Here is a 26,267-nt window from a genome sequence, read left to right on the forward strand (position 1 = left end):
TATTACTCCTTATGTAATATTTCTTCTATAAAAATAGGCATCCAAATTGTTGGATCGTCTCCAACCTCTTTTCTAATTCTTTCACAAATTTCAATTCCTTTATGTGTACCTGATATGATTGGTAAATACTCATCAAAACCTTCTAGATCCATTTTTGCAAAACATGATGAATTAGATTGCTTAATAAGAAATGTACGACTAGCAAGATCTAAACGTCGTAATCGTTCAAACTCTTTAACTGTTAGGCCGACTTTCTCATATGAATTTTTATATTCGGCATCAGGATTTGGTAGGAATATTTTAGTCGGTGTTTGCTCAACAATAGCTTCAAAAATATTACATTTAATAGCATCCGCTGGAGATTGTGAAACAAGTCCTATAAACTCATTTTTAATACGCCCAGCTTTTAACGTGCTTTTAATTAATTCTTGTGTGGTCGGATAATTTGCGGGTTTCCAAAACTCCTCAATTAACGTTAACATCAACTTACCCGCATTATGCTGTTGCATTACCTGTTTGTAATATAACAAAACGGCTAATAAAGGTTCACATGCCGGATGGTCATTACCAGATGAATCTTTTTCAAGTACGACAGTAGTATCAAAACCTACTTTTGTATAATGAATAGGATTAAATGTATTAGTCGGACTATCAACCGCCCAAGCCAACTTTCCGCCCTCGCTCTCGCAATATTTACTTAAACGTAAACGAAGACTAGAACCTTTATTAATTGACGAGAGTAGTAAACCGAATCGACGCATAAATAACGGCATTTCTAAAACAGCATTAACAGAACGTCTAATTATTTCAGCGTCTTCATCTGTCACTCTACCATCTACATCTCTGGCACAAGATTCAACCCAACGATATAAAAATGATTTCAGGCTATCACTAGCATTTTCTTCAAGCTGAAATGGATTAAAACCAGTAAATTCACCTTCTTTTATAGAAAAATACGCCCCACCAAAACCTCTAAATGTCATTTCAAGAGAACGGTTATAATCGATACCGAACATCATAGGGTGAAAGCGCTGTAAAAAAGTTGCAATTGCACCTTCTAATGTTGTTTTCCCCGCACCTGTCGCACCAAGTAATAGAAAATGACCGGCAATAGCTTTTCCTGTTACATTTTTGTGAGGATGACTGTAATGGGTATTAAAAAAATATAATCCATCTGCAACAGTTTTAAGCGGCATGATAGCCGTTCCATCACCAATCGGATTGCCTTTTTCTTTACCAAACGAATAATTATGCATCGAAAACAAACAAGCTAAATTAGTTGTTGTTCGTCTAGAATCAAGGGGACGCAAATTTGAATCGGGTAAACAACTAAGAAAAGCTTGATAACCTTCAACAGTCGCTTTCATCAAACTGAAGCCACCTCCGCTAGTTAAAAATTCACTGGATACTTTTGTCCCCCCGTCCAATGCTTCTTTAGCTGTCTCACCAAAAACAGTCAAAGAACTCTGATAACTACCAAACATTGCTTTGCCTTCTGCTAGAGTAGCTTTACCAATTAGAAGTTCCTCTGTAGCTTCGCTCATTTCTCCGGATGATTCTAATTGATTTATTTGTTGATCAATTTGCTTCTGGACTTTAGTTGTTGATGCAAAAATAAAAGATTGTGTGAGCACAAATTCATAAGGCAACGCTAAAAGAAAATCCCATTGGCTCATTACTGTTCTAAAAGAGAAACCTTTTAAAATATAATTTGTTGCATATTTTACTTTTGTTGTTGATTTATTTCTAATTTCTAATAAATCATAGCCAAAATACCATTCACTTTCAGGTATTTGTTGTCGAATAGGTGTATCAGAAAGCGGAATATCGAGTGACTGATTATTTAGTAAATATGCTAAAAATTCTGCGATCTCTGATTTAAAACCATTTCTACCTAAAACAGTAACACTAAATGTTTTTAAAACGGCTTTAGATTGCTCTATTATTGTGTTCAAAAACTCCATGCCTTCAATAATATCCGACGTTTTTAATATGAAACTGACATAATATTCTGTTTTAAAAAAATTATTGTTATCAAATAGATTGCAATATTTATTAACAAATTTCTGAGCAAAAAGATTATTTTCAAAATTGTATTTTGTATCTAACTTTATCTTTTTCTTAATTAGATGTGTCCATATGCCCAATGAGCCACTATATTCTTTACCTAATACCGTTAAATAATCTTTGAAGTTTAAAAATGCTAACTCAATTTGATTATCAGAAACCGATTCAAATGGCATGCCATCAATAACTAATGTGCACAATAATTTATTACTACCAATCGATATAATATTATCGCTTAAATGATAACCATAGTCTGGTATATATCTGTCAATCGATGACGATTGTTGATTTGGTTCATTACTAATTTTCGAATTTGAATTTTTGCTTTTCATACTTACGCCTTATAAACATATCTCCACAATGAAAACTAATAACGTTATTACGTTGTAACACTTTTAGTAAATAACCATTCAATCTTAACTTTGTAATTCTCATTGCATTCGGTTCAGTTTCACACATAGACCTAACAATAAAAAAAATCATTCCAGATATAAAAGGAAATATTATTGCTTTAAAAAAACCGAGCAAAACAAAACAAAGAAAAAACCCAAACATTCCAAACATACCCAATCCCAATAATAAAAGGAGCGGAACTCCCATCACTAGAGCAGGTCGATTTAAACCGTTATAAGTAATATACTCATCTACTTTTTTATCTGATTCCATGACAATACCTTTGTAAAGGGTCATTTAAACCCTTTTTTTTATTTGAAAAGTGTTAACATCCAGTTTCCACCAACTAATGCACCACCAGCTACACTACAATAAAGAAAAGCCATTCCAACTTCATTCCATTGTTTACGCTCCATAAATGCCATTGTAATATTGTAAATTAGATAAACTAATGCACCGATCCCAGCTATACTGAATAGCCAAGTTTTAAATTCTTCTAACGCATTGGTACCAGCTTGCAATCCTCCACCAGCTGAAGCAACGCTAATGAATGACATTAATAAAGTAAAAATAACCAATTGAAATTTATTAATTTTTAATTTGTTCATAAAAGACCTTTTATAATTTTTAAAAATCCCCAAAAACATCCCAAACCTCTTTGTTTTTGAGGGGGGTTTCTACATCGCTCACAGCTGAGCGTTTTTTAGATTGTTGTATATCTTTTTCTTTTTTTACTTCGACAATTTTTTCCTGATTACCTCCTTTTAAATAATTTTCTAAACTTTTTGTTAATCTTTTTTGCATAGCTTGACGATTATCATCATTTTCTAAGTTGCCTACATCATTTGCTGATATAAAGCAATTAAGTTCACCTCGAAGTCGTTCATCATCCGTGAAATTATCCTTTTCCATTTCTTCAACCGTACATTCATTAAGAATTTTTTCGGTTATTTTTAAAGCATTACATGCATTGAAACCGTCCATCGGATCGACGCCATATTTTTCAAACAATAAAGAATTAACTTGTAATGCCCCAATTTGGACTGGTTTCTTTTCTTCTAACAAATATTTCAATTTCTTTTTGGCTTCTATTTCGTTCTTATAATCAACACTCTCCCCCATCGTCGTCACTAAAAATTGTGTATGGTTTGACGTAATTTCAGAAAGCAAAAGTATTTCATCAACTGGAATATTTGGTGAACATTGCATTGCTAACGTTAGCAATAATTCTTTTGTAATGCTCATTTTGATTATCCTTCATTCTGAATTTGACTAAAGTTATCATTTGAGAAGGGATATTTTTTTAAGTGATCTTTTAACCTAATTGTTGCTTCGGTTCTTTTAGACCTTCTTGAATTTTTAGTAGCTTGAATTAATGCCTTATTAGTTTCTTCATCAAGAATTAATGTAATTGTTATTGCTCTCTCATACATAAGCATTCTCATCCATTTCTATGCCAATAAATAATGAATTGAATTTTATACGTTTTAAAATTATCTTATAGACTAAAATTTAATTTATATTTATATATAAATCAGTTATTGATCGACAATTAATCAACAATTAATCAACATTTTATAGTAGTTGATTTTTACTTTTTTTAGGTTTATATTTTGATCAAAATTTAGACCCAAAAAACACACAGTAAGGTGAAATAAAAATGATAATTGAACAAAACATAGTAGGTATTTCGGATTTTAAAAAAAATCCAATGTCTTTTATGAAAGATAAGCAAATTTTATTAATTTTAAACCATAATAAAAAAGCATTTTATTGCTTATCACCTGAAGTATTTGAACAATTAAAAGAAGATGGAGATAAAAGAAAGAAGGGAAAAAAATAAAATTAATTTACAAAAAAGGATCGCCCTTCCCTGTGGGGGCAGGCAAGGACGAAAAACAAAACCAACCAAACTATGAGGATAGTTGGAGTGATAGATAATATTAATTATAAAAGTAATTATCAACAACTTTATGCAAAGTTAAATATAGCATTTGATATAGTCGGAATAAAAGAAAAAAATAAAACGTTTACGCCTCTTAACGATAAAACTGCTGAAATATTCAGCAATAATGAAAATATAAATATTTTCAATTATTACAATAAATTACTTAATCAAAAAAAGAAAATAACAACATTAGATTATTACATTGTCGATCACATTGATAATAAGCGTAAATTTTATTTGATAAATAAAATTTCTCTTGATGATAATGATGTATTTTTTGGAGGAAATGAATTTAAAACAATACCCCTCAATTTTATTATTATAAAAAATAATAATGTTGATTTATCAATTGAATTATTAGACAAATTAAGTACAAAAGAAAAAAATATTTTATGGTTTCTTATATTTAAATTTGAATCAAAATTAATTGCACGTTTAGCTAATACAACAGTAACTCATGTTTTTAATACAAAACAGAAAATTAAAAATTTATTCAATTTACCGATAGACACACTTATTTATAACGATAGTTTTAAAAACTGGATATTGAATTTTCATGTTAATTGTAATATCGAAAACACATCAATTTTATTAGATGAAATGGAAATTTAATTTATTTAAATAAGGAAAGAAACAGTGAATATTAGAAATATAAAAAACGATGATATTATTATTAATGATTTAACAAAATTAAAAAACGTTAGATTAAAAGCTAATTTACGTGTGTTAGATATCAGTCTGAGTACTGATATTTCAATAGGCAATATATCAAATCTAGAGAACGGCAATAGAGGTAATCCAAAAATTGAAACATTGAAAAGATATCTTAAACCGTGTGGCTATGAATTAGTACTTATTGCTAGAAAAACTTACATACCTAAAAAAAATAAAATTTGATTTAGCTGGCGATAACTCAAAAATCCCGCTGTAATAGCACACAAGCTTTAGCTTGTGTGCTATTGAGTTATCCACAATAAAATTCTAATTATTTTATTTTTATTAAGAGATCGTATTAAAAAGAAATAATAAATTGTAATTACATGTTATTTTTCATAAATAAAAAATATATCGTTATATGTAGATCTCAAATAGCCATGTGTAAATTCAGATAGAAACAAGTAAAATATCAACAATATCCCCCCAAAATACAATGATTTATATTTCTTTGTTGCTGAGATATACAATATTATATCTTTTCTGACGACTTATTAAGTATGTAGCATCTGTTTTTTCCTTAAAACAGGGTGATACTAATGCTATTAAATTTAATCATAACAATGTAAATATTTTAATTAAACCTGCTGTTGAACTAGGTCACGCTAACATCTTTGATAAAGGCGTTTGGATACATTGTATATTTAAGTTAATGCAGGCTAAATTCAAAAAAAGAACAGAAGAGAAAGATTCGATTTACAACATATTATTTCTCAGTAACGGCAAACAAAGATATATAAGGAGAACGTATAAACAGTTGGAAAACTCACTGGAACGATTGGGCGGAATAAGAATAACGAAAAATCTAAGAACTAATAAAACTTGTGAAACAAATAGCTTCAGTCTAATCGAGAATACGGCAGTGAACGAGCCACTGCTTTAATTTCATTCGCTGTGATTTTTCTAAACTGCCTATACGGCAGTGAACAGAAACAAAAATTAGGAGATTAAAATGATTAATTTCTAAACTGCCTATACGGCAGTGAACCTCAGCAAGCACTTGATAAAGCGTTAGGTGGTTTTCTAAACTGCCTATACGGCAGTGAACTCATTTTCAAATCTGGAAAATACAACTGCGCATTTCTAAACTACCTATACGGCAGTGAACTAGAAGCTAAACCACTATAACTGTTGTTGGCAGAAAGGTAAATGATGTTTTGCTACTAAAAAACCCTTTTTTTTATGTGATTTGTAATGTATTGATTTTATTATTTTTTATATTTGATAAAAAAAAAGGGTTGGTAAAAGGGTTAGTCGTATACGCGTTAGCATTCAATTGTGAGTTTATAAACAGCTTTGTCGAAGTTTTTAGGCAAAAGATCCAACTTGATACTCAAATATAAATTCGTCATGAGAATTGCTATTTAGCAATGCTGACAGGTTTAATTAGCTTGTAATCTACGATATAAAAAATGACTGATGGTATATAAAATAAGTTATACACGCCGGGCATTGATATTTAGCATTATCCAAGAAACAATTGTGCAATTGTCATCAGTTGATTATATAAAAAATAACAGGTATCAATCCCCTTGGAGGGATGATTTCAACGTTTATTATCCTGATAATATCATTAAATAATAATTAATTTGAAATAAAATATCCGTTTTTACAGATAGTTACCTTAAACTGATCAACATCCTAGTTTCATCGATTTGGTTGCTGACTTAAAAATGCAACCCACTAAATTGTTCAATTTTTGTCTTAATGTTCTTTTTAATCAGCAATTAACACAAAATAGATAACAATTATAATAATCAATAAAGTTGAGAGACAAACTCATCGCTATTTGTATCTATTTTTACCGTATTGAAACTTGCATATTTCTATTTTCTAGTTTAATTTACATACACAAATTGACAATAATTAGAGAGTAAACATGACGATATCATTCAAAGAACAACAACAACGAATAAGCTTTGTGAAACATTTTTTTGCTGATAAGTTAGCCGAAAATTTATCCCTGATTGAAGTGCAAGCACCATTATTAAGTCAAGTTGGTGATGGAATTCAAGATAATTTATCTGGTACCGAAAAAGCAGTTCAGGTTAAAGTTAAAACGATTGCTAATGCACAATTTGAAGTCGTTCACTCTTTAGCTAAATGGAAGCGTAAAGTATTAACTGATCACCATTTTGCTGAGGGTGAAGGTTTATATACTAATATGAAAGCGTTACGACCGGATGAAGATCAGCTTTCACCAATTCATTCCGTATTTGTCGATCAATGGGATTGGGAAAAAGTAATAAGTCCAAAAGATCGTACTCTTACTTACCTAAAGCAAACTGTTGAAAAGATCTATTCAGCGATTAAAGCAACAGAAAAAGCCGTATCAGAAAAATATCACCTTTCACGCTTTTTGCCGGAATCCATTACATTTATGGATAGTGAACAACTGTTAAAACGTTACCCTAACTTATCGCCAAAAGAGCGTGAAAATGCAATTACTAAAGAACTGGGGGCTGTATTTTTAATTGGTATAGGCGGCTATTTATCTAATAACGAAAAACACGATGTCCGTGCACCCGATTATGATGATTGGAGTAGTGATAATGAAATGGGTTCTAAAGGCTTGAATGGTGATATTTTAGTTTGGAATCCAGCATTAAATAGTGCATTTGAAATTTCATCAATGGGCATTCGTGTTGATCCTGAAGCATTGAAACGTCAACTTAAGATCACTCATGATGAATCTCGATTACAATTAGCTTGGCATCAAGCATTAGTCAATGGTGAGTTATTACAAACTATTGGTGGTGGTATTGGACAATCTCGATTAGTCATGTTGTTGTTACAACTAAAACATATTGGACAAGTACAAGCAAGTGTTTGGGATGAAAAAACCAAACAAAGTTACTCGAATTTGCTATAACCTTATTACATCATACTTTGCCATCATTGGTGAAGTATGATAATTATTAACAGCTTTTTTCTAATCCCATCTGCCAAAAACCAGCTTCAAGCTGGGTTGCCGTTTTAAAAATGGTTTTTAACTGTTCAAAACGTTCTGACTTGATGTTAGATAAATTATCATTAATCCAATTGATTTCATTTTGCACTGCTTTTTGAAATTCATCACCACAATACATGTCGATCCAACTTGTATAAGGATTATTTTCTGCATTATACCAAGACTGGGCTGTTATCCAATTTGCAATCATGCCATAACCAATCAAGCATGGCGCTAAAACAATATGTAAGTCAAGAATATCACCTTTTAAGCCTACATCTAAAACATAATCGGTGTAAGCTATGTTAGCTTTGGCTCCAACTAAACGGGTTAATTCTGATTCAGTGATATGCCATTGTTTACAATAACCAATATGTAAATCCAGTTCTACTTCAACAATAGCTTTAAGGCTATGTAATGCCTGCTTGATTTCTAAAAGATTACGGCTTTTATAAACGGCAAGTCCCCAAACCCGCGAAAAGTTAACCAAAAATAGATAATCTTGCTTTAAATAGTGTTGAAAACAAGACTTATCTAAGGTTCCTTTACCAAGTTGTTCGATAAACTCATGCTGTATATAACTATTCCAATCTGTCTGGCATGAATCAATAAGGGAATAAAATGAAAACATAAAATACTATCACTTAAATAATCAATTTATAAAGGCATAAAACTGATTTTACCTAATAAACACGTGTTTTACGCCTTTTGTCGACATTAAGCAAATCAGATTCAATGGGTATAATTTGAGCCCAAAGCATATTGGATTAATGAGCAGCGTCGAAAAATAAATTAAACAACTTAATTAACAAAAACTCGCTTTGGATATTGAATGTTTAATTCTAATCGACGCTTTATTATCAACATTACTAGTTAGTGGTTGATTCTGATGTTTGGTTAGGACTTGTTTGGTTTTCCGTTTTTTGTTGTTCACTAGAATCAACTGGCGCTGTCGTAGTTGGAGCTACTGTTTCTGCTTTTGGTTGCTCAGGTTGAGACTTTGTATCAACTGCTTTTTTATCTGTGCTTTTTGCAGCTTTGCTAGCAGAATCATAACGTACATAGACAATATTTTGTTGTCCACGATCACAAGACCCCACAATTTGCCCTTCAATTTGTTGTTGAGATTCATTTGATGAAACGAGTTTCAATTGAAATTGAGAGGCTTCAACACCATTATTTTTAATTTTTTCTGCGATATTAGCGCTGATCTCATCACAGTTGGATGCACTAGCTATCATTGGTAGACTAACGAATAAAACAAAGGCTAACTTTTTCATATTATTTCCTTTTTTATAAATGATATTTTATCGAATGCATTATAAAACTATTGGTTAATCTGTCTATAGTGTTTTTGATAAAGATAAAAAAATATTTTTATTAAAATAAAAGGAACGTTAGCCCGCCTAAAACGCAGTAAACTCACGCAATTTTAATGGTGTTTATCTTCTAATGATTTTAATTTATTGATGATCCATGATCGAATATTAGCTAGTTCTGTTTCGCTCAAGCTATTAACAAAATCTCGTTTTTCATGTAACGTTTTTCGATCATCTTCAGTTAAAACCACCCCATCTAAATTTAACAATACTTCTTTTCGATAAACTGAATAAATGAAGTCTTTTATTAACTCATCTGAAAGATTAATTTCTGTCATAATATTTCCTTCCTTTATCACGATTTTTACCCAGCAAAACGATCATCTTGCCAGATTTGTGGTACGACTTTGCTAATACAACGTTTCTAATTAAACCACTAACATTTATCAAAAATTTTTTGAAGTTGAAATCCAGATAAAAAATCGAATTAATCGCTTTTACTATAATAGTATATAAACGACATGACAATGAACAAATTTTGCACAGTGATAAAACCATTAAAAGGGGATAACTAGCAAATTATTCACTGTACTATTTGATAAGTATTTAACAAACCTGTTGATAACTCCGTATTGTATTGATTTATTTAATCTTATTACTAAGGTTAAATATTAACCTGCTGCTGTATTAATTTCAAACTTTATTAAAATATGCATTCAACATAATCAACGACAGCACAATTAAGAGAAAAAAGGAGAGAAAACTACAGGAATTGAGATCGATTTCACTGTAGTTTAATCAATAATGCGATTTATAAAGCGGTGAAAAAAGCCATTAAGCCAAAAATGACACCCGGTGAATTGGCAATAGCAATTGGCCAATCTTTCTTTTCACGCAATAAACCATAGCAAACCCATAACGAACAGTTTATTGCTGCAGCCAATGGTTGAGTGGGATTAGATTTGTAACCATGAAGATTATCAATGATTTGTGGAATATAAGAAACATACATACCAAGTGAAGCGATAGTAGCAATTACGCCCAAATAATGAAATGCTTTAGGTGAAAGATTCAAGACCTACCTCCCTACTGAGTCGAAAAATAAGGGATTCAACTCTAGCATAGATCCCTTAAAAATTGTACTCATAAACTTGATCCCGAATGTTAATTATTGATAAAGGATTTAACAAGATTTTGCATTCATGACGCCCAGCATCACAAGTTAATACCTTCTAATAAAAAGAGTAATGTGTGCTGTCGAGGTTGATTGTTTAATGTAGGCCAAATAACATATTAAAATTATCAATTTATAAAACAAGCGAAAGACTAAACTCAAAAATACTTTATTTAATCATGCAGATAAAAAATATACCGCAATGGGTAAAGGGAGGATTCAGAACCTAAAAATGATAACAGGCGCAACTCATCTAACCCAGATAAATCTGGCATAACCTTTAATCCCATCTTTTAAATGGAATTTTAAAAACTATAACCGCCTACACGGCGTTAAACCTTCGTCACTTAAAACGCGCTCAAGCGCAACATTTCTAAACCACCTACACGGCGTTAAACGGACTAAAGGTGATAATTCCGAAATGTATATTTTTCTAAACCACCTACACGGCGTTAAACCAGGTTCTGCTGTCTCAAATATAGAAAATCACTTTCTAAACCACCTACACGGCGTTAAACTAGAAACCGATACACTATAACGCTTGTTAGGTAAAAGATAAATGTTTGTTTTAGGCTTAAAAACCCTTTTTTTACATTAAAATTTAACCTATTGATTATAAACAAGTTTAAATTATAGTAAAAAAAAGGGTTTTGTTATGATGTTTATTGAGCGTGTAAAGTTACCCTATTTTTATGAGCAAACCTTTGCTTTAGGTAATAACAAAAAGCCTTTGATTATCATCAAAGACTTTTCAGTTAATTACAAATAAAAAAACATCTAAATTTGCAAAATATAAACCTGATTATTAAGAATATTTTTACGATCAAACTGCTGTTTAATTGCTTGCATTAATTGGCGATTATCTTCTGGTATGGCCTGCTTAAAATAGTTAACTTTAGCAGTACCAATTCCATGTTCAGCAGAAGGAAGCCCGCCTAATTGATGACATTTTAGATACAAAGCACAATGGACTTGTTCTAGTAAGCGTTGCCATTGCGTTTGCTCTCTACCATCGCGTAATAGACATAAATGGATATTGCCATCACCAGCATGTCCAAAAGCTAACATTCTTACACCGGTTTTCGCTTCTAATTGTTTGGTGTAATGAATAAAATCAGCAATTTTATTAATGGGTACAACAATATCAATAGGATCTTGCTCTGTCACCGCTTCAACAGCGCGAACAAGCGACCCGCGCACTGCCCAAATTTGACTAGCTTGTTCTACTGTTTCTGCAATAAAATGTTCACAATCAGTCAAATTAGCCAATAGTTGCTGACGCTGTTGTAATATAGTTTGATGATCAGCACCATCTAACATAATAATAAGATAGGCTTGTGCATTGGGTAATGGAAATTGAAAACCTGAATATCTTTCACCCCACTGCGCAACCTGACGTTCTACAAACTCCAATGCTGTGGGTGTTAACGTTTGTAATATAGTTGTGATATTTGCTATAGCTAAATCAATACTTTTAAAACCAATAATTAAGGTTTCGAAAGCTTTTGGTTTAGCAATTAACTTTAAAGTGCATTGCGTAATAATACCCAGTGTCCCTTCACTGCCAATAAAGAGATGTTTTAACGAAAGCCCAGTATTATCTTTAACATTTTTACTGCCAAAATTTAAAACGCTGCCATCAGCCATAACCACTTCTATTGCTTGCACATAATCACGGGTCACGCCATATTTAACCGCACGCATGCCACCAGCATTAGTACTTATATTACCGCCAATAGTGGCATTTTTTGCACCAGGATCGGGCGGATAAAACAGGTCTTGCTTTTCAACCCATTGTTGTAAATCCTGTAATAAAATGCCTGGCTGGACAGTAATTGTGAATGTCTCTTTATCCAGTTCAACAATATTGTTCATTAAAGATAAATCAATAATAATGCCACCATTAGGAATGGTTGAACCCACCAAATTCGTACCCGCACCACGCGTTGTAATATTGATCCCTTTTGAATAGGCATATTGAACTATTTGTGAAACTTCCGCTGTTGTTACTGGATAAACCAGTAGTTCGGCTTGTCCATATTTCAATTGCAGTCCATCACTTAAGTGAGATTTTGGAATATTGTTTTGATAAATGATTCGGTTAGGATCTTTAATAATAGTTGTAATTGTATTCATGTTAATACCGATTATTTATAGCTGCGATCAAAGTGATTAGCTAATTTATCCCCTAAAAATTGAATTAACATCACAATAAAAATCAGAATGATAATACATAAAATCAGGATTTCTGTGACATAACGTTGATAGCCGTAACGAATGGCTAAATCACCTATTCCACCACCGCCAACCACACCGGCCATTGAGCTAAAGCTAATGAGCGAAATTGTCGTTACCGTTGCATGGCGAATTAATTGTGCCATAGCTTCAGGAAATAGTATTCCAATAATTATGCGAATATGTGATGCTCCGCTCGCTACTGCCGCCTCAATCACACCTTTATCTATTTGGCTAAACGCATTTTCAGCTAACCTTGCATAAAAAGCGATAGCCGCTAACGACAAAGGAAAGATAACCGCTTTTGGTCCAACAGTCGTGCCAACAAATAAAGCACCTAAAGGTAACACCGTCACCATTAAAATCAAAAAAGGAATTGAACGAGTCGCATTAATGATAAAGTTAGCAATACTATTCATTACTCTGTTTTTGAAAAAAAACGGATTAGACATCAAAAACAGCAACAGCCCGATTATTGTGCCAAATAAAATACCAGCAAGCAGTGACCAACTGACCATAATAAAAGTCTCGTAAGCGGCTTGCCATAACATTTGTGCCATTTCAGCAAGGGTGAGTTTTATCATTAATTTATTTCCTCAATAATCACACCTTGATTGTGTAACTTTGCAATAAGATTTAAGATATCATCGGGATCACCAATTAACTCTATCACTAAATTGCCTAGCGCTTGCTCGTTAAAATACTCGATAAAACCATGCAAAATATTGAAAGCGACGCCTGTTTCAAGCGCTGATTGATATAAAATAGGTTGCGTAGTATTTTCATTAATATAGCGTAGTCTAACCAGTTTGCCTTTAGCATTTTGTCTAATTCGATCGGGAAGATGGGTATTTTCATCAATATTAAGAAAGTTTTGGGTAAAGCGTTGTTTTGGACAAGCAAATAAATTAAATGTGTTATTCATCTCAACAATTTCACCTTGCGACATTACCGCAACCCGATGACAAATCTTTTTTACCACATCAATTTCATGGGTAATAAGAACTATAGTTAAACCAAATTTTTCATTAAGTTGTTTAAGTAAATCCAAAATAGCACTGGTTGTGGTTGGATCTAAAGCACTGGTCGCTTCATCACATAGCAATATTTTCGCTTCATTCGCTAAGGCCCTTGCAATACCGACTCGCTGCTTTTGCCCACCACTAAGCTCGGCAGGATAAGCATAAGCTTTATCGCTCAACCCTACCAATGTCAGAAGCTCTTTCACTCGGTTTTTTACTGCATCACCCTTTTTGCCAGCAGCCTTAAGAACAAAGGCAATATTTTCATAAACGGTTTTTGAACAAGCAAGGTTAAAATTTTGGAAAATCATACCTACCTGAAAACGAAAGGCCTGTAAATGGCGGCCTTTCAAAGTGCTAATATCAACACCATCGATAATAACTTGCCCTGACGACGGTATGGCGAGTCGATTAAGCGTTCTTACCAATGTACTCTTACCTGCACCGCTTGAGCCAATAATGCCAAAAATTTCGCCTTGATTGACATCAAATGAAACATTTTTGACAGCTTCAACTATTTGGCCTTTTGCCTCAAAGCGCACCGATACATTTTTTACTTGGATTAAAGGTGTTTGTTGCATAATTAAAATAATTGATAGTCAGGTTTTTGGAAAGTATAAAAAATACCATTTTTATCTTCGATCACTTGCGCAAATTCAGGTGACTTAAGTACATCAATAATGTCTTTACCTAAAGTATCTTTAGATGAACTTCGAATGGCAATAACATTTTTTAGATCTTTATCTAATACTTCGGTATAAAGTGCTTTAGACAAATCTAAACCGGCACCAATAGCATAGTTACCATTGACAACCGACAATACCGCACTATCTAACGATCTAGGTGTTTGCGGTGCTTCAATTGGAACAATATTTAAACCATAAGGATTTTCAATAATGTTATTAGGAGTAAGATTATTTTTATCCACAGTTGGATCAAGTTTAATAAGACCTGCGGCTTGCAAGATTCTTAATGCTCGTGCTTCATTAGTGACATCATTGGCAATAGTGACTTGATCACCTTTTTTTAATTGAGAAAAATCAGTAATTTTATTAGAAAAAATACCCGCACCAGCGGTAGGCACAAAGCCAATTGCGATAATATCTAAATTGCGTGCCTGTTTAAAATTATTCAAATAAGTGAGATGTTGAAATAAATTAGCATCAATTTCTTTATTCGCTAACGCCAAATTAGGTTGTACATAATCACTAAACTCCCGAATTTCAACACTATAACCTTTCTTTTCTAGCCCTGGTGCAATCGCTTGTTTAAACATATCACCATAAGGTCCGGCAGCAACACCGACAACAATATGATTCTCTTTTTTAGTATCATCACAACCGGTCAGCAAAGTGAATGTTGATAAAATAGCAAAACTTAATGCAATTAATTTTTTAAACATAATAATTTTTCCTTAAATTTGGATAATCTTTGTAAAGCTGCAATCAGCGTTTGTTCTTGTTTAGCAAAATGAAAACGAATATATCGATACTCAGGATGTTTGAAAAATGCCGATCCCGGTACAGCCGCTACGCCTACTTCTTTAATTAACCATTCACAAAATTCAAAATCAGTTTTAAATGGGTTAAAGGTCGAAATATCAACCAAGACATAATAGGCGCCTTGAGGTTCATAATAAGATAGACCTATTTTATCTAACCCTTGCAAAAACAATTGACGTTTTTCAGTATAGATTTGAGTTAATTGTTGATAATAATCATCACCCAATGATAAGCCAGCACAAGCGGCTTTTTGTAATGGTGCAGCGGCGCCAACAGTTAAAAAGTCATGGATCATTTTACAGCCATCAATGATAGTTTTATCTGCAATAATATAACCTAGGCGCCAACCTGTAATCGAATACGTTTTTGATAATGAACTACAACTAATAGTGCGCTCTTTCATGCCGGGAAAATTGGCTAAATAAAGGTGCTTGTGCGGGGCATAAACCATATGTTCATACACTTCATCAGTAATAACATAAGCATCAAATTCGATGGCTAATTGACTGATATAGTCAAGTTCTGCTTTGGTAAAAACTTTACCGCATGGATTACTCGGATTACATAAGATTAGGGCTTTCGCACCTTGTTCAAACGCTTGCCTAAGCTGCTTTTTATCAAACTCAAATGTTGGTGGAATGAGTGGTACATATATTGGCGTTGCATCAGATAAAATCGCATCAGCACCATAATTTTCATAAAAAGGCGAAAAGATGATAACTTTGTCTTTAGGATTACAAATTGTCATAACCGCACACATCATTGCTTCTGTACTTCCACAGGTTACAAGGACGTTTTCATCGGGGTTTATATCAATGTTCATCAATTTTTGCTGCTTTTTAGCCAGTAACTGTCTAAATTCTTTTGAACCCCAAGTAATTTCATATTGGTGAGGACCTTGCTCAGCAGCCTGTTTAAGCGCTTGTATCAATTCTTTTGGTGGATCAAAATCAGGAAATCCTTGTGATAAATTGATAGCTTGATATTCATTCGCAATTCGGGTCATCCGGCGGATAACTGAATCAGAAAAGTGGTCGAGTCGATCGGCTAATTTACGCATTTATGTTAGTGATGAAAAAAATTAAGGTGTGCAAGTATAATACAAAATAGTATTTTTCTCGTTAAATAATATATTTATATATATTTATAATTTTTTTTTATAACAAGGTTAATTTTTAATGATTGCCAATCAATTTACTTGAAAGCTGTGAATTTGAGTTATTGGATAAGAATAGTGATTCAATAACTCAATTTGAACGAATTGAATGGACATAAAAACGGCTAAAATTGAAAATTTAACCACCTGACGGTAAAAAGATTAGTTTCTTGTCCAAATATCTTTATGCGCAAAACCAAGTAAATTATTGGTCATTTTAATGTACTGTAATTCCAGTGACCAAATCGGCGCTTTCATTAATTTAGCGAATGGAAAAGCTTGATAATACAGTGAATAAGCATGCATAGCTTGTTGATCACTTAGCTGTTTTGCTATTGCAACAAACTGTATACCTTGAATTTGAACAACAGTTTTGGGCGCGATACTAATTGTACCTGCTACCTGTGGCTGATTGAGCATTGCATTAGCATGCTGAGTTTTTAGCTCAGTGAGAAAATATAAATTCATCAAATCTAGATCAAATACATAAAAGGTATTACATGCCCAAGGTTGATTATTCGATAAAATCACACATAGCGAAAGCACATGTTGTTTTTTGATAAATTCAATGATTTTATGATTAGGTTGCCTACAAAATTTGTTGCTCGTCATGTCATTCAATTATTTTACTGTTAAGTTGCATATCCTCACCCCAGCGAGGTAAACAAGGCATATCAATATCAAACAAGTCTAAGGCTCTTGCAACGCTATGCGTTATCATATCATCAATGGTATCAATATGTTGATAAAAAGCAGGAACCGGTGGAAATATTATGCCGCCCATTTGAGTGACGGCTTGCATATTGTTAATGTGACCTAAATGCAGTGGTGTTTCTCTTACCATTAAAACTAAACGGCGACGCTCTTTAAGTACCACATCAGCGGCTCGAGTAAGTAAATTATCAGATAAACTAGTCGCAATAGCAGATAGAGAGCGCATTGAACAGGGAGCAACTAACATACCAAGAGTTTTATAAGATCCACTGGCTATCGCAGCACCAATATTATTAATGGAATAAACCTTATCTGCTAATGCTTGAATCTGTTTTATACTCATATTGGGGACTTCGTAGCGACAAGTGATTTGTGCAGCTTTAGAAATAACAAGATGCGTTTCGATATCTAACGGTTTTAACAGTTCTAACGCTTTAATACCATAAGCAATTCCTGTTGCGCCACTAATACCAATTATTATTCGTCGGTTTGCCATTTCTATCCTTATCGTTTAGTAAAATTACACTTAAATAGTGAAATACTATTTTAGCATTAGCAACGTAAAATCATCGTTTAAGTGTTGAGTCATATATATAAACATAATTTTACCGACTATACCTACCAATTAAAAGCGAATCAAGTATCAACCAGCAATACATCTTTAAACTACTTTTATTTAGATAATAATTTTAGAGATGAATAACATGAAAAAATAGATAGATGAGATAGCTACCAACTGCGCGTTGGTAGCAAAATTGGGTAGTTATTCTTTGGCCATAGGTTGAGTAACAACTTGGGTCTGTTGCGCACCCTGAATTGCGTTGATTTGCTCTTCATATTTGCTTACAGCATCTTTACCCGATAATAAACTATACGTTAAAGTAAACTCTGTACTTTGACCAGGGGCCAATTGACGAACGCGTTTTTGTTCTCGCTCTATGGTCACTGGATAGGCAAAACTGGTACCAGGCTCAAGACCCGTCACATAACCTTGCTTAAGGGTGTCGGTATTTTTCCATAACGAAAGTACCGGTAACTGTTTGGTATTAAAAGCGATACCTGCTGCTTTATCGCCTGCTTTATTGGTGACCATCACTTGTGTGTGATTATTTGCATCCGCAAATGGATAAACGTTAAAGACCATTTCATCAAAATCTTTAGTTGGACCTAAATAAGTTTGCCACGTCGCTAATCCTTCTTTCGCATAATCGTTAAAAGGTGAAATTTCTTTAACTGGCGCAACAAATCTAGCGCCTTCTTCAAGAATTGGCGTACCAAAATTGCTATGATAGATGATTTGATAATCGCGGGTATAATCACTCTTATTGGTTACAACATCGTGTATGGTAAAGTCATTACTTCCTGGCACATAGCTAAGTGATGCCCACGTTTCTAAATGACTTTTTTTGAATGTGTTTTCTTTTATTAAACCTTTAATGTTAATAGTATAGGGTGCTTTATCTTCGATTGTGACAATTAATTTTGATACAGGCGTATTTTGTGCTCGCCCATGAAGCGTATACATCATGCCATCGGCTTGAACGGCATGTCCAGTCCATTCAAAACCACAACGAACCATCATTTCGTTAAAGCCATCTAACCAACCGATGCCGCCGCGACTTTCTAAATTGATATATTTGGGGTTAACAACTTCATTAACAGGCGAATCCCAGCCTAAACGAACCCCCTCCCCTTCTACCGATAAAATACCTAAGCCACGAGTAGGAATTAATTTAATAGTCAAAACATCACTTGTTATTGTTAGTAATTCAGTTCCTTCTTGTTTACCGCCTTTAAGCACCGTGTTTTGAATAGTAAATTTTTCATTTTTTACACCCAAATCTTTGCTTGAAATCGACCAGTTACCTTCTGCAATATCTTTTTCGTTATCGATTAAGACAAACTCTTTTGCACTGGCATTACAGCTAAGCAGACCAAGTAATAGAGCAGATGAAACAATTTTGATTTTCATAGTGATTCCTTATAATGAATAAAACGAAACTGAATCGGTTCAGTTAATATGACACAAAATTGAAGGAATCAATAAAACAATATCGTAAAAATGAGAAGTCATTCACACTTTTTTCAAATCAAATAACGTTAGACAAATTAAGTGATGCCCATAAAGTAACACTGTCTAAAATTAACTTTTTGGTCTAACTTGACCTGCTTTCCAATGTTTACGACAAACTGAGTGGAACTCACTATCACCAAGATGAATTGAATTACCAAATTTAACAATTTTACCATCTTGTCCTTCTAGCAAATTCATTGTTGCTTTTTTACCACACCAACAAACTGTTTTTAATTCGCGAAAATTATCGGCAATTTCAAGTAAGGTTTTTGAACCTTCAAATAAATGGCCCATATAATCGGTTTTTAAGCCAAAAAACATCATAGGAACACCATATTCATCACACACATCCGATAGTTTCCATATAGTACTTTTAGATAAAAACTGACTTTCATCAATCAATATACAGGCATAATTATTTTTTTTGATAAGTGCTATGATCTCATCAACACTATTATCGTCAAGCAATAATGCTTTTTTACGCAACCCTAATCGCGATACAATTTCTACCGCGGAATCACGTGTATCAACGGACGACTTAAGCAATAAAGTCTGCATATTGTTACTTAAATAATTATGATCTATTTGTAATAGTTCGGTTGATTTTCCCGCATTCATTACGGCATAAATGTAATATATTTTCGACAAAATAAGACTCTCAAGAAGTAAAGTGAAATAGATAAAAAAGAGATTGTTAAGATAATAAAAAAGGTAAGTGCTATACCTACCTTTTTAAGCATAAATTAAATATTAATTATTTTGCTTTACCTTGGTTTGCTACCGCTGCTTGTTTTGCAGCAATTTCATCAGCATTACCTAAATAATAGTGTTTAATCACTTTCATGTTGTCATCAAATTCATACACTAAAGGCACACCTGTTGGGATGTTTAGTTCAATGATGTCATCATCACTGATGTTATCAAGGTGTTTGACTAATGCTCGTAAAGAGTTACCGTGTGCTGCAATAATCACACGCTCACCTTTAGCAACACGTGGCGCAATAGTTGATTCCCAATAAGGAAGCACACGTTTAATCGTTAATGCAAGGCTTTCTGTTAATGGTAATTCTGATTCAGGTAATTTGCTGTAACGTGAATCATGTCCAGGAAAACGTTCATCTGATTTTTCAAGTGCTGGAGGTGTAATTGCAAAACCACGACGCCACAATTTGACTTGTTCATCACCATATTTAGCCGCTGTTTCTGCTTTATTTAAACCTTGTAATGCACCATAGTGACGTTCATTAAGCTTCCAGTTTTTTTCAACCGGTAACCATGCTTGATCAACTGCATCTAAAACATGCCATAAAGTATGGATTGCACGTTTTAAAACAGAAGTATAAGCAAAATCAAAAGTAAACCCTTCTTTCTTTAAAAGTTGTCCAGCTTCAGCTGCTTCTTTTTTACCTTTTTCAGATAAATCAACATCTGTCCAACCACAAAAACGGTTTTCTTGATTCCAAACACTTTCTCCGTGTCGAATAAGCACTAATTTTTTTACTGCCATGAGTATAACTCCTTTGTTTCGTAGAATAAAACGGTTAAATTTGTATTCATAATAATGCACGGAAAACACCGTGCATTATGCGTTTTATGTATCAATAAAGCTTACATAAAACTTCAATTATTTTGATAAGTATTTCAATGGATCAACAGATTGTGCTTTATAACGGATTTCAAAATGCAGTCTTACCGATGAAGTCCCTGTTGCGCCCATTGTGGCAATTTGTTCGCCTGCCCTCACTGCTTGTTGCTCTTTTACTAAAATTGATTGGTTATGTGCATAGGCAGTTAAATAATCATCATTGTGTTTAATGATGATTAAATTACCATAACCGGGTAAAGCATTACCTGAGTAAACAACACGACCGTCAGCAGCAGCTACAACTTTGTCACCCAATGAACCTGCAATATCAATACCTTTGCTTGCATTTGAGAATTTTTCAATAATCTTACCTTTTGCCGGCCATTGCCACGCAATATTTGCCACATTTGATACCGGCGAGGATGTTACAGGTATATTAGCTGAACTATTCGCACTGATGCTAGGGCTAGATGTATTATTAAGTGGCTCAGTCACCGTTTCAGTTTTTTGAGTAGTTTTAGGGGGTTGATTATTACCAGATGTGGTAGTAGTCGTAGTAGTGGTTGTTGTCATTACCGGTTTAGTTTTGGCTTGTGCTGCTGCGGTAGTCTTATCATCATCCATGTAAACCATAGAAGGAGAAGAAGTATGATTAGATGTTGTCTTTTGTGTTTGCGTTACAACTGTTGTGCCGCCACTTACATCGAGTACTTGTCCAACATTGACACCATAAGGCTCTTTAATATTATTTTTAGCCGCTAAAGATCGAAAATCATTTCCCGTTACCCATGCAATATAAAATAGTGTATCACCGCGTTTAACTGTATAGGTATCGCCTTTGTAACCACCTTTAGGAATTTCGTCATAATTACGGTTATAAACGGTTCGTTCATTAGTCGTTAACACATTATTATGAACACTGGTTGTCGTTGTAGTAACAGGTCTTGATGAAGGCGTCGAATAAGTTGTTGGTGAACTCACCGGCGTTGACATTCTGCCACCGGTTGAAATATTAGCTGGTGGTTTTTTATAACCCTGTGTCACACCATTACTCGATGATGAATCAGAAATATCCTCAATTTCAGCAGGATTTGACTGTGTACAGGCCACAATCAATAAACTTAAACAACTTAATGTAAGAATCTTTTTCAAAGCAACACCCTTCATTCATATATTTTTATGTGCATATTTTATCGCTTTTATTGTAAAAAGCTATTATATAGATTATTTTTTATGCTGGTCGAATATAATAACCAAAGCAGTTTATATTGTTAGATTTAATTTCTGCTTTATTGCTATTAATTTAGCACAAAAATACCATTTGTTGATCAACAATATCGTTGATTGCTCTACAGATGATTAATATCTTACCAACATTGAATTAATCGATTATTCGATCCCAAATAGGATTTATTTTGAAAGTGGTGAGTATATACAATAAAATGCTAGTTCGTATAGTATATTTATCGTATTTTTCAACCAAAATTGAATGTGACTTAACATAATGACTTTATATATTGTTGCAACCCCTATCGGTAATCTAGATGATATTACGCTCAGAGCAATTGAAACACTTAAAAGTGTTGATCTTATCGCGGCCGAAGACACCCGCCATAGCGGTTTACTTTTACAGCATTTAGCCATAAAAGCTAAACTGTTTTCTTTACACGATCATAATGAACAGCAAAAAGCCCAAATTTTGATTGAAAAACTTAAATCAGGAATATCCATCGCATTAATATCCGATGCAGGTACGCCATTAATTAATGATCCGGGCTATCATTTAGTCAAAGCTTGTCGTGAAAATAATATCAACGTCGTGCCTATTCCTGGCGCTTGCGCAGCAATTGCCGCGCTCTCGGTTGCTGGTCTTCCTTCTGATAAATTTAGTTATGAAGGATTTTTACCGGCTAAAACGAAAGCACGACAAGACAGTTTGGTTAAGCTAGTTAATCAATCACGCACAATGATTTTTTACGAATCGACGCATCGTTTGTTAGATACATTACACGATATGCAAACGGTTTTTGGTGATGAAAGAATGATTGTGCTTGCCAAAGAACTGACTAAAACTTGGGAAACCATAGTCAGTTACCCTGTTGCAGAGTTAATTAATTGGTTGAATGAAGATACTAATCGTCAAAAAGGTGAATTTGTTTTGATTGTTGAAGGTCACACTAAAAGCGATGAGGATATCGATGCAAACGTGATTAATACCTTAAAATTATTGCAAAAAGAGTTACCGCTCAAAAAAGCGGCTGCCATAACAGCTGAAATTTATGGGCTTAAAAAAAATCAACTTTATCAACTCGGTTTAACTGTCGAGAATTAACCATAAACAAATAGCGATATATGTCTTACTTGTTGCAATCAACTAAAGCGCGGTTATTGAATAAACCTGCGAATAATTTTGCTAACTTTGCATTCAACATGAAGAACATTGGCACAATCGGCACGATTTAGTATATAATTAGCCTCTATTTTCAAGCTATTTTAGAATAAAAGGTAATTAAAAGTATGGGATTTAAATGTGGTATTGTCGGACTACCAAATGTTGGCAAGTCAACTCTTTTTAACGCATTAACTAAAGCAGGTATTGAAGCAGCTAACTTTCCATTTTGTACAATTGAACCCAATACTGGTGTTGTACCTATGCCCGATCCACGTTTAGATGAATTGGCTAAAATTGTAAAACCACAGCGCACGTTACCCACAACAATGGAGTTTGTTGACATTGCCGGTTTAGTGAAAGGCGCATCAAAAGGTGAAGGTTTGGGTAATCAATTTTTGGCTAATATTCGTGAAACTGAAGCTATTGGTCATGTGGTTCGTTGTTTTGAAAACGACAATATTATCCATGTTGCTGGTAAGATTGATCCCGCAGAAGATATCGAAATTATCAATACTGAACTAGCACTTTCCGATCTTGAAGCCTGTGAACGTGCGATAACTCGTGTACAAAAACGAGCTAAAGGTGGAGATAAAGAGGCCAAATTTGAGTTAGAAATCCTTGAAAAATGTTTACCACATTTAGAGCAAGGAAAAAAATTATTACTTTTAGACTTAAGTAAAGAAGAACTCGAAGCGATTAAATACCTAAGTTTTTTAACGTTAAAACCAACCATGTACATTGCCAATGTAAATGAAGATGGTTTTGAAAATAACCCATATTTAGAAAAAGTGAAAGCTATAGCTGCTCAAGAAAAATCAGTAGTGGTACCGGTCTGTGCTGCTATTGAAGCAGAATTAGCCGAACTTGACGATGCCGATCGTGATGAATTTATGCAAGACCTTGGTTTAACTGAACCTGGGCTTAATCGAGTCATTCGCGCAGGCTACAGCTTACTTAATTTACAAACCTATTTTACAGCGGGCGTTAAAGAAGTTCGCGCATGGACGATTTCGGTCGGGGATACCGCCCCACAAGCAGCCGGTAAAATTCATACCGACTTTGAAAAAGGCTTTATTCGCGCACAAACTATCGCTTTTGATGATTTCATTAAATATGGTGGTGAACAAGGCGCAAAAGAAGCCGGTAAAATGCGCTCTGAAGGTAAAGATTATGTCGTACAAGACGGTGACATTATGAATTTCTTATTTAATGTCTAATCCTGCTTATATCGTCGCCATTAGGCGACGATTTGTTAAACGAATTTAACCATAACTTGATAACAAATCATGTTTTTATTAAAAGCTATTTACTAGTTAACTCTTCTTGTTAGTGAATAACAAAATGGATTTTTAAAATTAAACAAGGCTCATTTTTATGCTACTCACTTTTGAACAAGCAAAACAAAAAATTCTGCAAGCCGTATCGTCCATAAAATTACCCAATTGTGAGCAAGTGAGTTTGCTTGACTCCCTCGATCGGATAACGGCAAAACCAGTAATATCGCCGATGAATGTGCCAAGTTTTGATAATTCAGCCATGGATGGTTATGCGGTAAGATTATCGGATATTGAACACGCCAAAAATCTACCAGTAGCAGGCGTTATTTATGCAGGCGATGATGTTGACAATCTTCATTGGCCAAAAGGCACATGTTTACGAATCATGACAGGTGCGGTCTTACCTAATGAGGCCGATGCCGTTGTCATGCAAGAGCAAACCGAAAAATCGGATTTTGGAATTAGATTTTTAAATGAAGTAAAAAGCGGTGATAACATTCGTCGATGCGGGGAAGACATAAAGAAAGATGCCATTATCGTTGAGTGTGGCACTAAATTAACCATACCAACCCTATCAACCCTTGCAACCCTAGGAATTAATCAACTTACCGTATTTAAAAAATTAAACGTTGCTATTTTTTCTACTGGTAACGAATTAACCTCTATTGGTGAGCCTTTATCTAATAACGCTAGTATTTATGATAGTAACCGTTTCACCTTAAGATTATTATTACAAAAACTAAACTGCGAAATTATCGACTTTGGTATTATTCCTGACGATCCCATGCAAATCAAACAGGCGTTATCTAATGCCGCTAAACAAGCTAATTTAATCATCACAAGTGGTGGAGTCTCGGTTGGTGATGCCGATTATACCAAAATGGCTTTAGAACAATTGGGCGAAATTGATTTTTGGAAAATTGCCATCAAACCCGGAAAACCGTTTGCACTGGGTAAAATTGGCGATGCATTATTTTGTGGATTACCGGGTAATCCGGTTTCAACATTAGTGACTTTTTATCAATTAGTTCAACCAATAATTTTAACCTTAAGTGGACAACAACGCTCATCGATCAATACATCTTTTACCGTCAAAACTGCCTGTGATTTGAAAAAAAGTATCGGCCGCATGGATTTTCAACGCGGCAAACTCTACCTTGATGATCAAGGTGAGCTAGCCGTTACCACAACTGGTCAACAAGGATCGCACATAACACAATCGTTCAATCGCGCTAACTGCTTTATTTTGCTTGAACAAGAACGAGGCAATGTTAAAAAAGGTGAACGTGTTACCGTTGAGCTATTTAATGCACTACTAAAATAGTGCAACTAAAATTGCACCAGCGGCAATCATTAAAACGCCAATACTGGCAAGAAAGGAAATTTTTTCACCAAATAAAATGACGGCAAAGATAACAGCAAAAACAACACTTAGCTTATCTATGGGGGCAACTTGAGATACTTTGCCCTCTTTAATTGCCATAAAATAAAACAACCAAGATAGAGCGCCAGCAATACCACTAAGTGCAATGATAAATAACGCTTTTTTGTCATTCAAAAAAGTGCTTATCAAATTTAGTTTACCTTGTACTACCACAACGCCCACTAAGAAGATAGCCATTACAATTGCTCGAATAGCCGTTGCCGTGTTGGCATCAAGATGTTGTAAACCAATTTTACCTAAAATAGCGACAAAAGCAGCCGAAATTGCCGATAATAATGCATAAATGAGCCAAGCACTCATG

General features: G+C 33.9%; 29 protein-coding genes. 8 read left to right on the forward strand and 21 right to left on the reverse strand.

The features are described 5' to 3' along the window. Positions 1-2: 2 nt before the first annotated feature. From J3U56_RS02190 to J3U56_RS12105, 5 genes are read right to left on the reverse strand one after another with little or no spacing between them, the layout of a single operon-like run. A complete protein-coding gene (locus J3U56_RS02190; protein WP_267366539.1) occupies positions 3-2,399 on the reverse strand; it encodes a hypothetical protein in 2,397 nt (798 codons plus the stop codon). Continuing rightward, positions 2,368-2,733, reverse strand: a complete 366-nt coding sequence (locus J3U56_RS02195; protein WP_267366541.1) for a VirB3 family type IV secretion system protein — start codon at positions 2,731-2,733, stop codon at positions 2,368-2,370. Before J3U56_RS02195 ends, J3U56_RS02190 begins: the two co-directional genes overlap by 32 nt. Positions 2,734-2,771: 38 nt before the next feature. Then, positions 2,772-3,068 (reverse strand): hypothetical protein, encoded by a 297-nt coding sequence (locus tag J3U56_RS02200; RefSeq protein WP_267366543.1) that lies wholly within the window; start codon positions 3,066-3,068, stop codon positions 2,772-2,774. Positions 3,069-3,087: 19 nt separating this feature from the next. After that, positions 3,088-3,705, reverse strand: coding sequence for a hypothetical protein (locus J3U56_RS02205; RefSeq protein ID WP_267366545.1), 618 nt, complete (start codon positions 3,703-3,705; stop codon positions 3,088-3,090). Positions 3,706-3,710: 5 nt separating this feature from the next. Next, positions 3,711-3,905: a TraY domain-containing protein gene (locus tag J3U56_RS12105; RefSeq protein WP_416380254.1), complete on the reverse strand. Its 195-nt coding sequence runs from the start codon at positions 3,903-3,905 to the stop codon at positions 3,711-3,713. 215 nt (positions 3,906-4,120) lie between these two features. Here J3U56_RS12105 and J3U56_RS02210 point away from each other — a divergent pair, with 215 nt between their 5' ends. From J3U56_RS02210 to asnA, 5 genes are all read left to right on the forward strand, one after another. After that, positions 4,121-4,303 (forward strand): hypothetical protein, encoded by a 183-nt coding sequence (locus tag J3U56_RS02210; RefSeq protein WP_267366547.1) that lies wholly within the window; start codon positions 4,121-4,123, stop codon positions 4,301-4,303. An 87-nt stretch (positions 4,304-4,390) separates the two neighbouring features. After that, positions 4,391-5,020, forward strand: a complete 630-nt coding sequence (locus J3U56_RS02215; RefSeq protein ID WP_267366549.1) for a hypothetical protein — start codon at positions 4,391-4,393, stop codon at positions 5,018-5,020. A 24-nt stretch (positions 5,021-5,044) separates the two neighbouring features. Beyond that, positions 5,045-5,305: a helix-turn-helix domain-containing protein gene (locus J3U56_RS02220; protein ID WP_267366551.1), complete on the forward strand. Its 261-nt coding sequence runs from the start codon at positions 5,045-5,047 to the stop codon at positions 5,303-5,305. 310 nt (positions 5,306-5,615) lie between these two features. After that, complete coding sequence (locus J3U56_RS12110) at positions 5,616-6,005, forward strand: replication initiator protein A (RefSeq protein WP_416380269.1); 390 nt, start codon at positions 5,616-5,618, stop codon at positions 6,003-6,005. A gap of 996 nt (positions 6,006-7,001) precedes the next feature. After that, positions 7,002-7,994, forward strand: a complete 993-nt coding sequence (gene asnA / locus J3U56_RS02225) for an aspartate--ammonia ligase (protein WP_267366553.1) — start codon at positions 7,002-7,004, stop codon at positions 7,992-7,994. 46 nt (positions 7,995-8,040) lie between these two features. On the opposite strand, the gene tenA is transcribed toward asnA, so the two are convergent. The 15 genes from tenA to nlpD form a co-directional block, all read right to left on the reverse strand. Next, positions 8,041-8,703, reverse strand: coding sequence for a thiaminase II (gene tenA / locus J3U56_RS02230; protein WP_267348521.1), 663 nt, complete (start codon positions 8,701-8,703; stop codon positions 8,041-8,043). 238 nt (positions 8,704-8,941) lie between these two features. Continuing rightward, positions 8,942-9,352, reverse strand: coding sequence for a DUF1161 domain-containing protein (locus J3U56_RS02235; protein WP_267333006.1), 411 nt, complete (start codon positions 9,350-9,352; stop codon positions 8,942-8,944). Between the two features lie 152 nt (positions 9,353-9,504). Next, complete coding sequence (locus J3U56_RS02240; protein WP_065634167.1) at positions 9,505-9,729, reverse strand: hypothetical protein; 225 nt, start codon at positions 9,727-9,729, stop codon at positions 9,505-9,507. A 473-nt stretch (positions 9,730-10,202) separates the two neighbouring features. Beyond that, on the reverse strand, positions 10,203-10,466 hold the full coding sequence (locus tag J3U56_RS02245; RefSeq protein ID WP_081297501.1) for a SemiSWEET family transporter: 264 nt from the start codon (positions 10,464-10,466) through the stop codon (positions 10,203-10,205). Positions 10,467-11,342: 876 nt separating this feature from the next. Beyond that, the gene (locus J3U56_RS02250) at positions 11,343-12,701 is read right to left on the reverse strand and encodes an FAD-binding oxidoreductase (RefSeq protein ID WP_267333007.1); all 1,359 of its coding nucleotides are present in this window, start codon (positions 12,699-12,701) and stop codon (positions 11,343-11,345) included. Positions 12,702-12,712: 11 nt separating this feature from the next. Further along, positions 12,713-13,384, reverse strand: a complete 672-nt coding sequence (locus tag J3U56_RS02255; protein WP_369126354.1) for a methionine ABC transporter permease — start codon at positions 13,382-13,384, stop codon at positions 12,713-12,715. Continuing rightward, positions 13,384-14,403 carry a methionine ABC transporter ATP-binding protein gene (locus J3U56_RS02260; protein WP_267348525.1) on the reverse strand — a complete coding sequence of 340 codons (1,020 nt, stop codon included), beginning with the start codon at positions 14,401-14,403 and terminating at the stop codon, positions 13,384-13,386. Before J3U56_RS02260 ends, J3U56_RS02255 begins: the two co-directional genes overlap by 1 nt. A 2-nt stretch (positions 14,404-14,405) precedes the next feature. After that, positions 14,406-15,224, reverse strand: a complete 819-nt coding sequence (locus J3U56_RS02265) for a MetQ/NlpA family ABC transporter substrate-binding protein (RefSeq protein ID WP_065634051.1) — start codon at positions 15,222-15,224, stop codon at positions 14,406-14,408. Beyond that, positions 15,209-16,384, reverse strand: coding sequence for a pyridoxal phosphate-dependent aminotransferase (locus tag J3U56_RS02270; RefSeq protein ID WP_267366555.1), 1,176 nt, complete (start codon positions 16,382-16,384; stop codon positions 15,209-15,211). Before J3U56_RS02270 ends, J3U56_RS02265 begins: the two co-directional genes overlap by 16 nt. Positions 16,385-16,642: 258 nt before the next feature. After that, positions 16,643-17,092 (reverse strand): pyridoxamine 5'-phosphate oxidase family protein, encoded by a 450-nt coding sequence (locus tag J3U56_RS02275; RefSeq protein ID WP_267366557.1) that lies wholly within the window; start codon positions 17,090-17,092, stop codon positions 16,643-16,645. 1 nt (position 17,093) lies between these two features. Continuing rightward, on the reverse strand, positions 17,094-17,690 hold the full coding sequence (locus tag J3U56_RS02280) for a UbiX family flavin prenyltransferase (protein ID WP_267333011.1): 597 nt from the start codon (positions 17,688-17,690) through the stop codon (positions 17,094-17,096). A 267-nt stretch (positions 17,691-17,957) separates the two neighbouring features. Then, a complete protein-coding gene (locus tag J3U56_RS02285; RefSeq protein ID WP_267333012.1) occupies positions 17,958-19,166 on the reverse strand; it encodes an aldose 1-epimerase family protein in 1,209 nt (402 codons plus the stop codon). Positions 19,167-19,337: 171 nt separating this feature from the next. Further along, the gene (locus tag J3U56_RS02290; protein ID WP_065633379.1) at positions 19,338-19,916 is read right to left on the reverse strand and encodes a thymidine kinase; all 579 of its coding nucleotides are present in this window, start codon (positions 19,914-19,916) and stop codon (positions 19,338-19,340) included. A 106-nt stretch (positions 19,917-20,022) separates the two neighbouring features. Continuing rightward, positions 20,023-20,775 carry a 2,3-diphosphoglycerate-dependent phosphoglycerate mutase gene (gene gpmA / locus J3U56_RS02295; RefSeq protein WP_267333013.1) on the reverse strand — a complete coding sequence of 251 codons (753 nt, stop codon included), beginning with the start codon at positions 20,773-20,775 and terminating at the stop codon, positions 20,023-20,025. Between the two features lie 117 nt (positions 20,776-20,892). Next, positions 20,893-22,005 (reverse strand): murein hydrolase activator NlpD, encoded by a 1,113-nt coding sequence (gene nlpD, locus J3U56_RS02300; RefSeq protein ID WP_267333014.1) that lies wholly within the window; start codon positions 22,003-22,005, stop codon positions 20,893-20,895. A gap of 352 nt (positions 22,006-22,357) precedes the next feature. On the opposite strand from nlpD, the gene rsmI reads away from it, so the two are divergent. The 3 genes from rsmI (at position 22,358) to moeA (ending at position 25,846) form a co-directional block, all read left to right on the forward strand. Then, on the forward strand, positions 22,358-23,185 hold the full coding sequence (gene rsmI, locus J3U56_RS02305; RefSeq protein ID WP_267366559.1) for a 16S rRNA (cytidine(1402)-2'-O)-methyltransferase: 828 nt from the start codon (positions 22,358-22,360) through the stop codon (positions 23,183-23,185). 185 nt (positions 23,186-23,370) lie between these two features. Then, entirely contained in the window at positions 23,371-24,462 is a 1,092-nt protein-coding gene (gene ychF, locus J3U56_RS02310; RefSeq protein ID WP_267333016.1) for a redox-regulated ATPase YchF, read from the forward strand. 157 nt (positions 24,463-24,619) lie between these two features. Beyond that, positions 24,620-25,846 carry a molybdopterin molybdotransferase MoeA gene (moeA, locus tag J3U56_RS02315; RefSeq protein ID WP_267366561.1) on the forward strand — a complete coding sequence of 409 codons (1,227 nt, stop codon included), beginning with the start codon at positions 24,620-24,622 and terminating at the stop codon, positions 25,844-25,846. Here the strand turns inward: moeA and J3U56_RS02320 are convergent. Then, entirely contained in the window at positions 25,838-26,266 is a 429-nt protein-coding gene (locus tag J3U56_RS02320) for an EamA family transporter (RefSeq protein WP_065633385.1), read from the reverse strand. The two genes, moeA and J3U56_RS02320, sit on opposite strands and share 9 nt — an antisense overlap. Between the last annotated feature and the right edge of the window lies 1 nt (position 26,267).

Origin of the sequence: Gilliamella sp. B2824, assembly GCF_026536245.1 — a bacterium.
Taxonomy (GTDB): domain Bacteria; phylum Pseudomonadota; class Gammaproteobacteria; order Enterobacterales; family Orbaceae; genus Gilliamella.

What these genes read in the sequence shown, in the direction of transcription:
- J3U56_RS02190 (WP_267366539.1), bottom strand. Translation starts at nt 2,399, where the DNA reads ATGAAAAGCAAAAATTCAAATTCGAAAATTAGTAATGAACCAAATCAA.
- J3U56_RS02195 (WP_267366541.1), bottom strand. Translation starts at nt 2,733, where the DNA reads ATGGAATCAGATAAAAAAGTAGATGAGTATATTACTTATAACGGTTTA.
- J3U56_RS02200 (WP_267366543.1), bottom strand. Translation starts at nt 3,068, where the DNA reads ATGAACAAATTAAAAATTAATAAATTTCAATTGGTTATTTTTACTTTA.
- J3U56_RS02205 (WP_267366545.1), bottom strand. Translation starts at nt 3,705, where the DNA reads ATGAGCATTACAAAAGAATTATTGCTAACGTTAGCAATGCAATGTTCA.
- J3U56_RS12105 (WP_416380254.1), bottom strand. Translation starts at nt 3,905, where the DNA reads ATGAGAATGCTTATGTATGAGAGAGCAATAACAATTACATTAATTCTT.
- J3U56_RS02210 (WP_267366547.1), top strand. Translation starts at nt 4,121, where the DNA reads ATGATAATTGAACAAAACATAGTAGGTATTTCGGATTTTAAAAAAAAT.
- asnA (WP_267366553.1), top strand. Translation starts at nt 7,002, where the DNA reads ATGACGATATCATTCAAAGAACAACAACAACGAATAAGCTTTGTGAAA.
- tenA (WP_267348521.1), bottom strand. Translation starts at nt 8,703, where the DNA reads ATGTTTTCATTTTATTCCCTTATTGATTCATGCCAGACAGATTGGAAT.
- J3U56_RS02235 (WP_267333006.1), bottom strand. Translation starts at nt 9,352, where the DNA reads ATGAAAAAGTTAGCCTTTGTTTTATTCGTTAGTCTACCAATGATAGCT.
- J3U56_RS02240 (WP_065634167.1), bottom strand. Translation starts at nt 9,729, where the DNA reads ATGACAGAAATTAATCTTTCAGATGAGTTAATAAAAGACTTCATTTAT.
- J3U56_RS02250 (WP_267333007.1), bottom strand. Translation starts at nt 12,701, where the DNA reads ATGAATACAATTACAACTATTATTAAAGATCCTAACCGAATCATTTAT.
- J3U56_RS02255 (WP_369126354.1), bottom strand. Translation starts at nt 13,384, where the DNA reads ATGATAAAACTCACCCTTGCTGAAATGGCACAAATGTTATGGCAAGCC.
- J3U56_RS02260 (WP_267348525.1), bottom strand. Translation starts at nt 14,403, where the DNA reads ATGCAACAAACACCTTTAATCCAAGTAAAAAATGTATCGGTGCGCTTT.
- J3U56_RS02265 (WP_065634051.1), bottom strand. Translation starts at nt 15,224, where the DNA reads ATGTTTAAAAAATTAATTGCATTAAGTTTTGCTATTTTATCAACATTC.
- J3U56_RS02270 (WP_267366555.1), bottom strand. Translation starts at nt 16,384, where the DNA reads ATGCGTAAATTAGCCGATCGACTCGACCACTTTTCTGATTCAGTTATC.
- J3U56_RS02275 (WP_267366557.1), bottom strand. Translation starts at nt 17,092, where the DNA reads ATGACGAGCAACAAATTTTGTAGGCAACCTAATCATAAAATCATTGAA.
- J3U56_RS02280 (WP_267333011.1), bottom strand. Translation starts at nt 17,690, where the DNA reads ATGGCAAACCGACGAATAATAATTGGTATTAGTGGCGCAACAGGAATT.
- J3U56_RS02285 (WP_267333012.1), bottom strand. Translation starts at nt 19,166, where the DNA reads ATGAAAATCAAAATTGTTTCATCTGCTCTATTACTTGGTCTGCTTAGC.
- gpmA (WP_267333013.1), bottom strand. Translation starts at nt 20,775, where the DNA reads ATGGCAGTAAAAAAATTAGTGCTTATTCGACACGGAGAAAGTGTTTGG.
- rsmI (WP_267366559.1), top strand. Translation starts at nt 22,358, where the DNA reads ATGACTTTATATATTGTTGCAACCCCTATCGGTAATCTAGATGATATT.
- ychF (WP_267333016.1), top strand. Translation starts at nt 23,371, where the DNA reads ATGGGATTTAAATGTGGTATTGTCGGACTACCAAATGTTGGCAAGTCA.
- moeA (WP_267366561.1), top strand. Translation starts at nt 24,620, where the DNA reads ATGCTACTCACTTTTGAACAAGCAAAACAAAAAATTCTGCAAGCCGTA.
- J3U56_RS02320 (WP_065633385.1), bottom strand. Translation starts at nt 26,266, where the DNA reads ATGAGTGCTTGGCTCATTTATGCATTATTATCGGCAATTTCGGCTGCT.